At 65.2% G+C, this 14277-nt stretch carries 12 protein-coding genes and 1 pseudogene; 3 read left to right on the top strand and 10 right to left on the bottom strand.

The window, feature by feature from the left end; genetic code table 11:
* Window positions 1-120: 120 nt before the first annotated feature.
* Window positions 121-1542, top strand: coding sequence for a glutamate--tRNA ligase (gene gltX / locus ACVINW_RS29920; RefSeq protein ID WP_456754585.1), 1422 nt, complete (start codon window positions 121-123; stop codon window positions 1540-1542).
* 160 nt (window positions 1543-1702) lie between these two features.
* Window positions 1703-3004 carry a citrate synthase gene (gltA, locus tag ACVINW_RS29915; protein WP_456754584.1) on the top strand — a complete coding sequence of 434 codons (1302 nt, stop codon included), beginning with the start codon at window positions 1703-1705 and terminating at the stop codon, window positions 3002-3004.
* Window positions 3005-3036: 32 nt separating this feature from the next.
* Here gltA and ACVINW_RS29910 read toward each other — a convergent pair whose 3' ends face one another.
* The 5 genes and pseudogenes from ACVINW_RS29910 to lpxA all read right to left on the bottom strand — a co-directional run bounded on the left by ACVINW_RS29910 (window position 3037) and on the right by lpxA (window position 6999).
* Window positions 3037-3372: an ArsR/SmtB family transcription factor gene (locus tag ACVINW_RS29910; RefSeq protein WP_456754583.1), complete on the bottom strand. Its 336-nt coding sequence runs from the start codon at window positions 3370-3372 to the stop codon at window positions 3037-3039.
* 6 nt (window positions 3373-3378) lie between these two features.
* Window positions 3379-4038: an SRPBCC family protein gene (locus tag ACVINW_RS29905; RefSeq protein ID WP_456754582.1), complete on the bottom strand. Its 660-nt coding sequence runs from the start codon at window positions 4036-4038 to the stop codon at window positions 3379-3381.
* 110 nt (window positions 4039-4148) lie between these two features.
* The gene (gene lpxB, locus ACVINW_RS29900; RefSeq protein WP_456754581.1) at window positions 4149-5327 is read right to left on the bottom strand and encodes a lipid-A-disaccharide synthase; all 1179 of its coding nucleotides are present in this window, start codon (window positions 5325-5327) and stop codon (window positions 4149-4151) included.
* Window positions 5327-6185 (bottom strand): annotated as a pseudogene (locus ACVINW_RS29895) (LpxI family protein). The gene lpxB and the pseudogene ACVINW_RS29895 overlap by 1 nt, the downstream one beginning before the upstream one ends.
* A gap of 19 nt (window positions 6186-6204) precedes the next feature.
* On the bottom strand, window positions 6205-6999 hold the full coding sequence (gene lpxA / locus ACVINW_RS29890; protein WP_456754580.1) for an acyl-ACP--UDP-N-acetylglucosamine O-acyltransferase: 795 nt from the start codon (window positions 6997-6999) through the stop codon (window positions 6205-6207).
* Between the two features lie 109 nt (window positions 7000-7108).
* Between lpxA and ACVINW_RS29885 the strand changes: the two genes are divergently transcribed.
* Window positions 7109-7459 (top strand): KTSC domain-containing protein, encoded by a 351-nt coding sequence (locus ACVINW_RS29885; protein ID WP_456754579.1) that lies wholly within the window; start codon window positions 7109-7111, stop codon window positions 7457-7459.
* Between the two features lie 114 nt (window positions 7460-7573).
* On the opposite strand, the gene fabZ is transcribed toward ACVINW_RS29885, so the two are convergent.
* The 5 genes from fabZ to dxr all read right to left on the bottom strand — a co-directional run bounded on the left by fabZ (window position 7574) and on the right by dxr (window position 14276).
* Entirely contained in the window at window positions 7574-8032 is a 459-nt protein-coding gene (gene fabZ / locus ACVINW_RS29880; RefSeq protein WP_456754578.1) for a 3-hydroxyacyl-ACP dehydratase FabZ, read from the bottom strand.
* A complete protein-coding gene (lpxD, locus tag ACVINW_RS29875; protein ID WP_456754577.1) occupies window positions 8032-9093 on the bottom strand; it encodes a UDP-3-O-(3-hydroxymyristoyl)glucosamine N-acyltransferase in 1062 nt (353 codons plus the stop codon). The genes fabZ and lpxD overlap by 1 nt, the downstream gene beginning before the upstream one ends.
* A gap of 32 nt (window positions 9094-9125) precedes the next feature.
* Window positions 9126-11678, bottom strand: coding sequence for an outer membrane protein assembly factor BamA (bamA, locus tag ACVINW_RS29870; RefSeq protein ID WP_456754576.1), 2553 nt, complete (start codon window positions 11676-11678; stop codon window positions 9126-9128).
* A 175-nt stretch (window positions 11679-11853) separates the two neighbouring features.
* Window positions 11854-13005, bottom strand: a complete 1152-nt coding sequence (gene rseP / locus ACVINW_RS29865; RefSeq protein WP_456754575.1) for an RIP metalloprotease RseP — start codon at window positions 13003-13005, stop codon at window positions 11854-11856.
* 44 nt (window positions 13006-13049) lie between these two features.
* Complete coding sequence (dxr, locus tag ACVINW_RS29860; protein ID WP_456754574.1) at window positions 13050-14276, bottom strand: 1-deoxy-D-xylulose-5-phosphate reductoisomerase; 1227 nt, start codon at window positions 14274-14276, stop codon at window positions 13050-13052.
* Window position 14277 lies beyond the last annotated feature (1 nt).

Here is a 14277-nt window from a genome sequence, read left to right as displayed (position 1 = left end):
AAGCCTGGTTTGAAGCTGGTTTCAGGTCTGGTTTGGCGGGCAAAAGGCCAACCGAGGCTTTAGTTATGTCCGGTTCCTGCTATACACCACCGCCGTTCCCAGCATACGTCTCGTTCGATCATGACCAATCCCGTCGTTACCCGCTTCGCCCCCTCACCGACCGGCTTCCTCCATATCGGAGGTGCCCGCACCGCGCTGTTCAACTGGCTCTATGCCAGGAAGCTCGGCGGCAAGATGCTGCTCCGGATCGAGGACACCGACCGCGAACGCTCGACCAAGGAGGCGATCGACGCCATCCTGGACGGCCTGAAATGGCTGGAGCTCGACTGGGACGGCGACGTCATCTACCAGTTCAGCCGCGCCGCCCGCCATCGCGAGGTCGCCGAGGGCCTGCTCGCTGCCGGGCGGGCCTATTACTGCTACGCCACGCCGGAGGAACTGGCCGCGATGCGCGAAAAGGCGCGCGCCGCGGGCCGCACCCGTCTCTATGATGGCATGTGGCGCGACCGAGATCCGGCGACCGCGCCGTCCGACGTCAAGCCGACCATCCGCCTCAAGGCGCCGCAGACCGGCGAGACCGTGATCGAGGACCAAGTCCAGGGCCGCGTGGTCTGGCAGAACGAGAACCTCGACGACCTCGTCCTGCTGCGCGGCGACGGCACCCCGACCTACATGCTCGCGGTCGTGGTCGACGACCACGACATGGGCGTCACTCACATCATCCGCGGCGACGACCACCTGATCAACGCCGCGCGCCAGAAGCAGATCTACGACGCGATGGAGTGGGAGTTGCCGAGCATGTCCCACATCCCGCTGATCCACGGCCCCGACGGCTCGAAACTGTCGAAGCGGCACGGCGCGCTCGGCGTCGACGCCTACCGCGCGCTGGGCTATTTGCCGGCCGCCTTGCGCAACTACCTCGTCCGGCTCGGCTGGAGCCATGGCGACCAGGAGATCTTCTCGACCCAGGAGATGATTGACGCGTTCGACCTCTCGGGCATCGGCCGCTCGGCGGCGCGGTTCGATTTCGCCAAGCTGGAGAACCTCAACGGGCACTACATCCGGCAGAGCGACGATCAATCCCTCGTGACCCAGTTCGAGCGCGTGCTGGATTATGTTCCTGAAGGTGCCGCGCTGAGGGCCAAGCTCAACGATACGACCCGTGCGCAATTGCTGCGGGCGATGCCGAGCCTGAAGGAGCGCGCCAAGACGCTGATCGAGCTGATCGCGGGCGCCTACTTCATCTTCGCCGATCGGCCGCTTGAGCTCGATCCGAAAGCGGCGGCGCTGCTCACGCCGGACACGCGCGCGCTGATCGGCCGCCTGCGAACTGCGCTGGAAGCCGTCAACGACTGGACGGCGGAAAGCACCGAGACCGCCATGCGGAATTTCGCCGAACAGAACAATCTCAAACTCGGCGCCGTCGCCCAGCCGCTGCGCGTGGCGCTGACCGGACGCACAACGTCGCCGGGCATCTTCGACGTGCTGGCCGTCCTGGGACGCCAGGAGTGCCTCGCCCGCCTCGCCGATCAGGCGGCGTGATCCTGCATGGACCCCCTCCAGGGTCCATCTTGCAGCGCACATTGCAATGAGCTACCCATCCCCGGACGCCTTCTCAACAAGCCGTTCCGCCCCGCCATGGGCCGCAATTTAGCGACTGGGCAAGGTCGGTTTTCGCAACGAATTCATCGGGGATATCGCGATGGACGCAAAATCCAGCAAGACAGCCACACTCACCATCGGCAACAAGAACTACGATTTCCCGATCCTGAGCGGCACGGTTGGGCCTGATGTCATCGACATCGGCAAGCTCTACGGCCAGGCCGGGGTGTTCACCTACGACCCCGGCTTCACCTCGACCGGCAGCTGCCAGTCGAAGATCACCTATATCGACGGCGACGCCGGTATCCTCGAATACCGCGGCTATCCGATCGAGCAGCTCGCCGAGCATGGCGATTTCCTGGAGACCTGCTACCTCCTTCTCCGCGGGCAGCTTCCGACCCCGGCGCAGAAGAAGGAGTTCGACTACATGGTCACGCACCACACCATGGTGCATGAGCAAATGGCCCGCTTCTTCCAGGGCTTCCGCCGTGACGCGCATCCGATGGCAATCATGGTTGCCGCGGTCGGCGCGCTGGCTGCGTTCTATCACGACTCCACCGACATCAACGATCCGAAGCAGCGCGAGATCGCTTCGATCCGCATGATCGCGAAGATCCCGACCTTGGCTGCGATGGCCTACAAGTACACGGTCGGCCAGCCCTTTGTGTATCCGAAGAACTCGCTCTCGTTCGCCGAGAACTTCCTCAACATGTGCTTCGCGGTGCCCTGCGAAGACTACAAGATCAATCCCGTTCTCGCCGACGCGCTGGACAAGATCTTCATCCTGCACGCCGACCACGAGCAGAATGCCTCGACTTCGACGGTGCGTATCGCCGGCTCCTCGGGCGCCAACCCGTTCGCCTGCATCGCGGCCGGCATCGCCTGCCTGTGGGGACCGGCCCATGGTGGCGCCAACGAGGCCGCACTGGCAATGCTGGCCGACATCGGCACGGTCGACAAGATCCCCGACTTCATCGCCAAGGTGAAGGACAAGAACAGCGAAGTCCGCCTGATGGGCTTCGGTCACCGGGTCTACAAGAACTACGATCCGCGCGCCAAGATTATGCAGAAGATGTGTCACGCGGTGCTGAAGGAGACCGGCCACGGCGACGATCCGATGCTCAAGGTTGCGCTGGAGCTCGAGAAGATCGCGCTCAGCGATCCCTACTTCATCGATCGCAAGCTGTATCCGAACGTCGACTTCTATTCGGGCATCACGCTGAAGGCGATGGGCTTCCCGACCTCGATGTTCACCGTGCTGTTCGCGGTCGCCCGCACCGTCGGCTGGATCAGCCAGTGGAGCGAGATGATCGAGGATCCGCAGCAGAAGATCGGCCGTCCGCGCCAGCTCTACACTGGCGTCGCGCGCCGCGACTATGTGCCGATCGACAAGCGCAACTAAGCTGCATCACTGGGAATACCGAGACGGCGCCGTCATTCCCGATGGCGCCGTTTTCGTTTGCCGCGCGCAACCTCGGTTGCGAGCGCGTCGAGGCGCGGCAGCCAGAACGCCCTGAACCGGTCGAGCCAGTCGTCGACCTCGCGCAGCCGCCCCGGCTCCACCGCATAGATGCGGCGGGTACCGTCGGCGCGCACCGACGCAAAGCCGGCGTCCCGCAAGATCCGCAGCTGCTGCGAGACCGCCGACTGCGTGATGCCGAACTCGCGCTGCACGACCACGACGACCTCGCCCGAACTGTGCTCACCGGTCGCCAGCAACTCCAGGATGCGCCGGCGGACGGGGTCGCCGAGAATGTCGAAAGCGTGCATGGGCCGCTAGCCCCCGCCGCCCGGCTCGGGCTCGCCGCAGTAGAACGCTGTCGTGTTGGCCCCGGCCCTGCGCGCCGCCGCCTCGTCCGTGCCCGCCTTGATCGAGGCGCTGCACCAGTCCGCGCTGCTGCGGCGAATGAAGTCCTTGCCCTCCTCCGAGCCGGGCCACGCCGCCGCGGCCGCGCGATCGAACTGCCCGCCAGGGCCTGCGGCAATGTAGAGCGCGAGCCCCATCAGGGCGAGGTCCCAGCCGACGCCGACGGCGCCGGGCCCATAGCGATCCCAGAAGTCGCCCTCGATCAGCGAGAGATGCTCCAGCTCGAGCCGCGTGCCGCCGGCATTGTCGTCAGTCAGGGTCACGGTGACCCAGCTGATCGTGCCCATCGCCTCCCAGGTCACCGCAAGCCTGCGCGGCGGTTCGCAGGTCGTGATCTCGCCGCCTGCCTGCCCCTGGAACTGGTAGCGGCCGCCCAACCTCAGATCTCCCGAGATCGGCAGGAACCAGCGCGGAATGCGCTCGGGATTGGTCAGCGCATCCCAGAGATCGGCGATGTCGGTGTCGTAGCTCCGGGTCGCAATCACCGCCCGCGCGGGTTTGCCATCGCGTTCCCGGACGGCGACGTCGCGAACGACGGCTCCGACATAGGCAACCGGATCGATCTTCATGGCGGGCTCTCCCGTAATATTAAACATAGCTAATATTAGCGTTATCTAAAATTCCAGCGCAAGCGAAACCGTTGCGGCAGGATGTCGCCGCGGACGAGGTCATCGATTGGCTAACTCGAACGCCGGTCCATCTCGGCCAGCACGATGTCGGCGGCGCGGACGCTGGGCGGCTGGTCGCCGGTCGACATCTTGCCGTCCATCGTCGCGAATGCCACGAGCTGCCGCAGCCGATCGGGCGAATCCTTGAGCACGTCGCCCAGTGCCGCCGCGAGCTTGTCCGGCGTGCAGTTCTCCTGCAGGAACTCGGGGATGATGTCGCTGCCGATCACGAGATTGGCGAGGATCACCGACGACACCCGGATGGCGCGGCGCAGGATGAACGCCTCGGCGGCGCCGACGCGATAGGCCGTCACCATCGGAATGCCCGACAGCGCGAGTTCCAGCGTCACCGTGCCCGACTTCGCGAGCGCCGCCCGGGCTGTGCGGAACGCGGCGCGCTTCTCGGTCTCGCCGATCGCAAGCCGCGGCACCACCGGCCATGACGCGGTGCCTTCGCGCACCATCGCCTCGAGATGCGGCATGGTGGGCAGCACGAGCTCGAACGGCGTCTGTGTGCTGAGCCGGCCGAGTGCCGCGCCGAACAGCGCGAGATGATGCCGGATCTCGCTGCGCCGGCTGCCCGGCAGAACCAGCAGGACCGGCGGTTGCGCGTCGCGCCGCTTCTGCTCCTCCTCGTTCGGCCGCAGCGCCGCAAGCTGCTCGGTCAGGGGATGACCGACATAGCTGCACGGCGGTCCTTGCAGCTTGCGGTATTCCTCCGGCTCGAACGGCAATAGCGCCAGCACGTGATCGACATAGGTTCGCATCGCGCGTGCCCTGCCCGGCCGCCAGGCCCACACCGATGGCGACACGTAGTCGACGATCGGAATGTCCGGATTGCGCACGCGAACGCGACGGGCGACGCGATGGGTGAAGTCGGGGCTGTCGATGATGACCAGCATGTCAGGCGCGTCGGCGAGCACGGCATCGGCGGTGCGGCGGATCAACCGCAGGATCTTCGGCAATTGCTTCACGACGGCGGCAAAGCCCATGATCGAGAGCTCCTCGATCGGAAACAGCGGCGTGATGCCCTCGCCGGTCATCGCGCGGCCGCCGACGCCGGAAAACGTCACGGCGTCGCCGAGACGTTCGCGCAGCACCTTCATCAGCGCCGCGCCGAGGCGATCACCGGATTCCTCGGTCGCGATGAGGAAGACCTTGCGGCTGGTGGTGGGACGAGGCGCCTGCATCAGCCGGCCAGCCCGATGACAAACAGACCTTTGGCGTCGGCAGTCTCGATCAGCGCCTGCGGCTCGGCCGCAAGCGTGTTGCCGGCGATCACCGCGATCCCCGCGATGCCGGCCGCCGCGGCGCCCTCGACCGTGCGCGGACCGATCGTCGGCAGATCGAAGCGCAGATCCTGCTTGCTCTTCGGCGCCTTCACCAGCACGCCGCGGCCGGCCTTGGCGCGGATACGTCCCTCGGCGCGCAGCCGGGCCACGCGCGCGAGCAAGCCGTCGGTGCCTTCGATGTCCTCGACCGCAACCACATGGCCGTCGATCACCACGGCCGCCTGGCCGATGTCGAACGGGCCGAGCGCGTCGAGCACGCCGCGGCCGCGCCCGATATCGGCGAGCGCGGCGCTGTCCGGCGTCATCCGCGTCACGGCGCCCTCCGCGCATCAGGAGATCGGGCGCGACGTCCTTGATGCCGACCATGCGAAAGCCCTGCTGCTCGAGGATGCGCCCGACGCTCGACAGCAAATGATCGTCGCCGCCGCGAAAGGCGCGCACGACGTGGCCGAGCAGGCGCAGCGTGCCCCAGTCGAGCCGGATCTCCGACAGCGCGGGACGCACCAGGGTGCCGATGAAGATCAGGTCGCGGCAGCCTTCGTCGCGGAACAGCCGGGTCGCCCGCCCGAGCTGGCCGACCGAGATCCAGCGGTGGCGAAACTTCTGCAAGCGCGCCGGATCGCAGGCGCCGCGCAGCGCGAACAGCACCGGCGTGATGCCGCGTGCGGCGAGCTGATCGGCAACCGCGAACGGCATGGCGCCGCCGCCGGCAATCACGCCGACCGGCGAGGAAAGCGAGGGAGCCGCGGACGTCATGCTGGCGGCCATCCCCTGCTCATTTGCTATCGGCGGGAAGACAGAGCGGCCGGTGCTTGCCACCCTCGATGAAGGTGAGGATTTCCGCGATCGCGGAATCCTCGCTCGCGAGCGGCTGCACCGCGGCCAGCCGCTCGGCGAAGACGCCGGGGCCGTGGAACAGTTTTTGATAGAACGCGCGCACCGTGGCCAGCCGCGCCTTGGTGAACTGGCGCCGTCGCATGCCGATGATGTTGAGGCCTTCGAGCGCCGCGTACTGACCGTTGGCCAATCCGAACGGAATGATGTCGCCGCGCACGCCGCAGACACCGCCGATCATCACCTGCGAACCAACGCGGGTGAACTGGTGCACCGCCGACAAGCCGCCGATATAGACGAAGTCGCCGATCTCGCAGTGGCCGCCGAGCGTCGCCGAGGTCGCGAAGATCGCGTTGTTGCCGACCGTGCAGTCATGGCCGACATGGCTGTTGTTCATGAAGAAGCCGCGGTCGCCGACGCGGGTGAGCCCGCCGCCCTTGATCGTGCCGACATTCATCGTCACGCCCTCGCGGATCGTGCAGGCCTCGCCGACCTCGAGACGGGTCGGCTCGCCGCGATAGCTGAGATCCTGCGGCGGCCCGCCGAGCGCGGCAAATGGCGAGATGACGCAGCCGGCGCCGATCTTGGTGTGGCCGCTGATGGTGACATGCGCGATCAGCTTGCAGTTCACGCCGAGCACGACATTGGGGCCGATGATGCAGTACGGACCGATCTCGGTGCCGGCCCCGATCACAGCTCCATCCGCAATCCGCGCAGTGGGGTCGATCATGCTCATGCAGTTCAGATCCGGAATTCGTTAATGGCGCCAAAGCGCTACGCTGTCGATTGGGCGGTCGTTAGCGCGACTTTGCCCGCCCTGTCCAGTGACGTATCATGACCACCTGTTGCAAGAGAAGGTCGCAACCGATCCCATGGTCCGGGCCGCCGCGCTGATCCTCAGCCTGTTCTCTCTGCCGATCGGCCCGGAGACGGTCGATCTCGGCAACAGCACGACGGTCGATCTTTCGCGCTTCGACTGCCGCGACATCAATCGCAGCACGATGGTGCAGCGGGTCTGCTACAGCGCCGGCGAGCGCACGCTGCTGGTCGCGGTCAGGGGCAGCACCCAGCGCTATTGCGGCGTCCCCAGCGCGACCTTCGACGCACTGATGAGCGCGCCGTCGATGGGCGTCTACCTCAATCGCGTGTTACGAATCGCGGGCGCCGACGGCCGATATGGCTGCGCGAGGTCGTAACGGCTAGCGCCTTTCCCGCTCGGATGGAATCGGAGCGGGGCTCTAGATTCTTGTTTTAACGCATTCTCTTTACGCGAACCGGTTTTCACTTCGCTCGAAAATGCTCTGGTCAAGTCAATCCGTCAGCATCGCGCCGACATCGGCTTCGGCGACGACCTGGCCGTTGACCTTGGCATCGCCGTGAAACCACCACATCGTCTTGCGGCGGCCGAGCGAGCGCATGTGGTACTCGATGGTGTCGCCGGGCATCACCGGCTTCCTGAACTTGCACTTGTCGATGGTGAGGAAGTACACCGCGCGCGGCTTCGCGGTGCCTTCGACCGACTTGATGCCGATCACGCCGGCGGTCTGCGCCATCGCCTCGATCATCATCACGCCGGGATATACCGGCCGCTCCGGGAAATGTCCCTGGAACGGCGGCTCGTTGAAGGTGACGTTCTTGATGCCGATGCCGCTGTAGTCGGTGCGGATCTTGATCACGCGGTCGATCAGCAGCATCGGAAAACGATGCGGGAGCGTCTTCAGGATATCGTTGATATCCACGAGCTCGAATTTGACCGGTGCCTCCTCCATCACTCCTGTTCCTTGCCTTTGGCTTCATTGTCGCGCACCAGGCGCTCCACCGCGAGAATTTCCCTGAACCACTGCTTGGTCGGCTTGGCGAAATGCCCGCCCCAGCGGCCGTTGGGCGGGATGTCGTCCTTGACCGCGCTCATCGCCGTCACCTGGGCGCCGTCGCCGATCTTGAGGTGGTTGTTGATGCCCACCTTGGCGCCGAGCGCGACATTGTCGCCGATGGTCAGGCTGCCGGCGAGCCCGATCTGGGCCGCGAGCAGGCAGTGCCGGCCGATCGTCACATTGTGGCCGATCTGGACCTGATTGTCGATTTTGGTGCCCTCGCCGATCACGGTGTCGCGCAGCGAACCGCGGTCGATGGTCGAGGCGGCGCCGACCTCGACATTGTTCTGGATCACCACGCGGCCGGTCTGCGGCACCTTCACGTGCCCGGCCGGCCCGAAGAAGATGAAGCCGTAGCCGTCCTGGCCGATGTTGCAGCCTGGATGGATCAGCACGTTGTTGCCGATCAGCGCGAACTGAATGGTGGTCTTGGCACCGACATTGCAGTCGCGGCCGATCTTGACGTCGGCGCCGATCACCGCGCCGGCACCGATGATGGTGCCCGCGCCGATCTCGACCCGCGGGCCGATCACGACCAAGGGATCGACGATGACGCCGTCCTCGAGACGCGCGGTGGGATCGATGATCGCCGACGGGGCGATGCCCTCGGTGTCGAACCAGGATTGCGGCCGCAGCGCGTCGGCATGCCAATCGCGGGTCAGTTCGACGAACGCGAAGAACGGCTTGGCAATCCGCAGCACCGCCGTGCCCTTCGGCACCTGCGCCTCGAAGCGCGGGCTGACCAGGCAGGCGCCGGCCTTGGTCGCGGCCAGCTGGTCTGCGTATTTGAGATTGTCGAAGAACGCGAGATGCATCGGACCGGCCTCGTCGAGCGAGGCCAGCCCCCTGATCTGAAGCGCGCCCCGTTCGGGGTCGACCAGTTGCGCCTTCGTCAGCGCGGCAATGTCAGCCAGCGATGACGAAGGAGGACTTTTGAAGAAGCTCGGCTGCGCCATTCCATCCGTCGCAGTCCGATCGAGCAGCGGTATTAGAACGTCGTACCGCCGCCAAACCGGAATTCTTGCACGCGGTCATACGCACCCTTGGTCAGCGGCACCGCGTAGTCGAAGCGCAGCGGACCAAACGGCGACTGCCAGATCAGACCGACACCGACCGAGGTACGGACAACCTTGCTGTCGTCATACTGCAGGCCAAGGCAGGTGCCCGGAGACGGCGGGTTGTTGGTCGGCTTGATACAGCCGGGCGTGTTGACCTCGCCCGTCGCCGTCCACGACGTCGGACCCTGGTAGTCGTACAGGCCGCCGGCGTCGGCATAGACCGCGCCCTTGAGCCCGACTTCCTTCGGCAGGAACCAGAACGGCATCTGCAATTCCGCCGACACGCCCCAGTACTTGGTGCCGCCGATGGCATCCTGGGTGCCGTAGGGATTGATGTCGCGCGGACCGATGCCGTTCGGCGCGAAGCCGCGGACCAGGTTCGGACCCATCTGGAAGTGATCCAGCATGCGCAGCTCGGTGCTGCCCATCTTGTTCAGGATACCGCCCTGGGCGTGGATCACGCCGACGATGTCGGAGACCAGCGGGGTGTAGTACTTCGCGTCGATCGCGCTCTTGATGTAGCTGACGTCGCCGCCAACGCCCGCGAAGTCCTGCTTGAAATCGATGATCAGGCCGTCGGTCGGGTTCTTGTTGTTGTCGAGCGTGTTGTAGTTGAGCGTGTAGCCCAGTGCCGAGGTGATGGTCGCACCGGCCGCCAGTTCCTTGCGGACCGGCAGCGAGGCTTCGCCGTCGCTGTAGCACCACAGGCCGTTGGCCGAGGCGTCGGTGGCACCGAGCGCGTTGGCGGCGGCTGCGCCGTTCGCCTGCACCCAGGCCGGCGACGGGTTGAACGCCAGCAAGCCGTTGCTGGTGTTCATGTTACAGTTGGCCAGCGTCGACGGCAGGGTGATTTCCTGCTGATAGATCGAGTAGCGCAGCTGCAGCGACAGGTCTTCCCGCAGGCTGAAGCCGAGGCGCGGGCTGAAGCCGAGCGTCTTGGTGCCGTAGGCGATGTAGCTGTTGGACAGCTGCTGGCGCTGATAGAAGTCGAGGCCGAGCGCGACGCGGTAGTCGAGCAGATAGGGCTCGACGAACGACAGCGAGTAGCCGCGGGCATACTGGCCGTAGGTCACCGACGCCTTCGCGAACAGGCCGCGGCCGAGCAGGTTGCGCTCGGAGACGCTGACTTCGGCCAGCGCGCCGTCGGTGGTCGAATAGCCGCCCGACACCGAGAAGTCGCCCGTCGACTTCTCCTCGAGATCGACGATCAGGATGACGCGATCGCTGGAGGAGCCCGGCTCGGTGGTGATCTTCACCGTCTTGAAGAAGTCGAGGTTCTTCAGCCGGCGCTCGGCGCGGTCGACCAGCGCGCGGTTGTAGGCGTCGCCTTCCGAGATGTCGAATTCGCGGCGGATCACGTAGTCGCGGGTGCGGCTGTTGCCGCGGATGTTGATGCGCTCGATATAGGTGCGCGGGCCTTCGTCGATCGCGAAGGTGATCGACACCGTGTGATTGTCGAAATTGCGATCGCCGCGCGGCCGCACAACCGCGAAGGCGTAGCCGCGGCGGGACGCCTCGATCTGCATTTCCTCGACCGACTTCTCCAGCGCCTCGGCGTTGTAGAGCGAGCCGACATTGACGCGCGAATAGGAGCGCAGCGCGTTCGGATCGAGCGTATTGATCGACGAGGTGAAGTTGACGGATGCGACGCGATACTGCTGGCCCTCTTCGATCTTGAAGGTGACCAGGAAGCCCTTCTTGTCGGGATCGTATTCGGTCAGCGCGGCGACGACCTGGACGTCGGCATAGCCGTTCTTGAGGTAGAAGCGGCGCAGCAGGTCGCGGTCGGCCTCGACCCGGTCGGGGTCGTAGACGTCGTTGCCGCCGAGGAAGCTCAGCAGGTTCGATTCGCGGGTCTTGATGACGTCGCGCAGGCGGGACGCCGAATAGGCATTGTTGCCGATGAATTCGATCGACCGCACGCCGGTCTTCACGCCTTCATTGACCTCGAAGATCAGGTCGACGCGGTTGTTCGGCTGCTCGATGATCTGCGGATTGACCCGCACGTCGTAACGGCCGGAGCGGCGGTAGATTTCAGCGATGCGCAGCGCATCCGACTGGACCATCGGGCGCGAGAAGGTGCCGCGCGGCTTGGACTGGACTTCGGCGGTAAGCTGCTCGTCCTTGATCTTCTTGTTGCCCTCGAAGGCAACGCGGCCGATCACCGGGTTCTCGACCACGACCACGACGAGGCGGCCGCCCCGTTGATCGATATGAACGTCCTGAAACAGGCCGGTCTCGATCAGCGCTTTCAGGCCGTCGTCGATCTGGGCCTGGCCCAGCCGACCGCCCGGTCCGGGATGGAAGTAGGAGCGGATGGTTTCCAGCTCAACGCGGCGGTTCCCCTCCACCGTGATCGAATCGACGGTCTGCGCTTGCGCAGGCGCAGACACAGCTACGGCCGCCAAGGTGGCAGCCACCGGCACGGCGAACATGACCAAGGCGGCGAACAGCCCCCCCCTCACTCGCATTCCAAACATCATGCGCAACGCGCCCTTATCTTAGCAATGCCGGATCGTTCCCCAACGACCCGACAGATTCCCAACCTGCCGCTCAGCTTGTAACCAAATTTGCCAAGGGGGCAAACTTACTACAGCAGAACATTTCCATTTTCGTACCAAGACGTTGCCCATTGGCAACGCCACAAAAAAGCCTGCTTCAGGACCCGGCGATCCTGAGGATGTCGTTATAGGTCGCAAACACCATCAACATCAGAACCAAACCCAGCCCGATTCGGAAACCCACCTCCTGCGTCCGCTCCGACAACGGGCGGCCGCGAAGCGCCTCCGCGCTGTAGAACAAGAGGTGTCCGCCATCCAAAAGCGGGATCGGGAACAGGTTCAGCAGGCCGATCGAGACCGACAGGATGGCGCAGAGATTGACCACGAACTGGAACCCGGCACTCGCGGCCTGCCCCGACAGCTTGGCGATTCCGATGACCCCGCTCACCTCGCCCGGATTACCGGTCCCGACGAACAGCGACCCCAGGAACTTGAAGGTGCTGGCAATGATGTACCAGACCTGCTCGACGCCGATCTTCAGGGCTTCGAAGACGCCGACCGGGGCGCTGGATGCCTCGCCGACCTGAGCCTTGTGCTCGATTCCGAGCACGCCGATTCGGTGGGCATTGCCGAACGGGTCCTTGACCTCCTTCAGCGCCGGCGCCGCCTTGAGCGAAACAATCGCGCCATCCCGCTTCACCTTGAAGCCAAGCTCTGAACCAGCGTTCGACGCTACGATCCGTTGCATGTCGGCAAAGCTCTGGATCGCGCTGCCGTCGATCTCCACGACGACGTCGCCAACCTTGAAACCTGCATTCGCCGCGACGCTCTCGGCCACCAGGCCGTCAACCCGGGCGATCGTGCTCGGCTTGCCGTAGTAAAGCGCCATGCCTGCGAAAATCAGGGCGCCGAGGATGAAATTCGCGACCGGGCCCGCCGCAACGATGGCGGTGCGCTTGCCGACCGACTTGTGATGGAAGCTGCCCTCGCGCTCCTCCGCCGTCATGGCGGCGAGCGTCTCGGCCTGCGGCGTCGATGCCTCGCTGTCATCACCGAAGAACTTGACGTAACCGCCGAGCGGGATGGCCGAGATCTTCCAGCGCGTGCCATGCCGGTCGTTGAAGCCGGCAAGCTCCGGTCCGAAGCCCAGCGAGAAGGTCAGAACCTTCACGCCAGCCCAGCGCGCGACCAGAAAGTGGCCGAGCTCGTGAAAGAAGACGACGATGGTCAGGACGAACAGGAAAGGAACGATGTAACCCAGGAGCCCATGGCTCAACGCATTGATACTATGAAGAAAATACTCGGGCATCAGATTCCCCTCGACAAGAGCCATCAGGCTCCGTCCCCAACCCTCTAGGTTGCCTTTAAGGCAATTTGAGGCAATAGGGCGGCAGCTTTATTTCTCGCGATATGGTCAACGGAAATCGCGTCATCCGCCGAGTGCAGCGGTGGCTGATTCCCGGACCGTATCCAATCGTTCAGCGTCGCCTCGACCAGCCGGGCGATCGCTCCGAACTTGATCTTGCCGGCAATAAACGCGGCGACCGCGATCTCGTTCGCGGCGTTGTAGACCGTCGTCGCACCATGCCCCATCCGCAGCGCCTCGTAAGCCAGCCGCAGCCCCGGGAAGCGCTGGAAGTCCGGCGCCTCGAAGGTGAGCTGTCCGATCTTGGCGAGATCGAGCTTGGCGGACGGGCCGACGACGCGGTCGGGCCAGCCGAGGCAGTGCGCGATCGGGATCCGCATGTCCGGGGTGCCGAGCTGTGCCACCACCGAGCGGTCGGAGAACTCGACCATGCCGTGGATGATCGACTGCGGGTGCACCAGCACGTCGATCTCGTCCGGCGCCAGCGCGAACAGATAGGACGCCTCGATGACCTCGAGGCCCTTGTTCATCATCGAGGCGGAATCGATCGTGATCTTCTGCCCCATGCTCCAGTTAGGATGCTTCAGCGCCTGTTCCAGCGTCGCCTGCTCGATGTCGGCGGGCGCCCAGGTGCGGAACGGGCCGCCGGACGCGGTGATGATCACCCGCGTCAGTTCTTCGCGATTGCCGGACGCCAGCGCCTGGAACAACGCATTGTGCTCCGAGTCCGCCGGCAGGATGCAGGCGCCGGCCTTCTTGGCCCGTTCCATGAAGATGTCGCCGGCGCAGACCAGGCACTCCTTGTTGGCGAGCGCGACGGTGGCGCCGCGATCGACCGCGGCAAGCGCCGGCTTCAGTCCGGCCGCGCCGCTGACCGCCGCCATCACCCAATCCGCCGGCCGCGCGGCGGCCTCGATGATCGCGCTCTCCCCGGCCCCGCATTCGATCCGGGTTCCAGCGAGCGCGTCCTTCAGTTCTGAAAGCTTCGCGGGATCGCCAATCGCGGCGAACCGTGCGCCGAACTCCTTGGCGAGCTTGGCGAGACCCTCGACATTGCTGTTCGCGGTCAGAGCCTCGACCTGATAGCGGTCGCGCGCGCCACGCAGCAGATCCAACGTGCTGTCGCCGATCGAGCCGGTGGCACCGAGGACGGTCACGGTCCGCACGGCCGACGCCGCCACGGCCTTGTTGTTACGCAACGGAACTGCGCTCATC

The sequence above is a fragment of the Bradyrhizobium sp. USDA 4461 genome (assembly GCF_054055655.1).
This window is presented reverse-complemented; position numbering and strand designations above follow the sequence as displayed.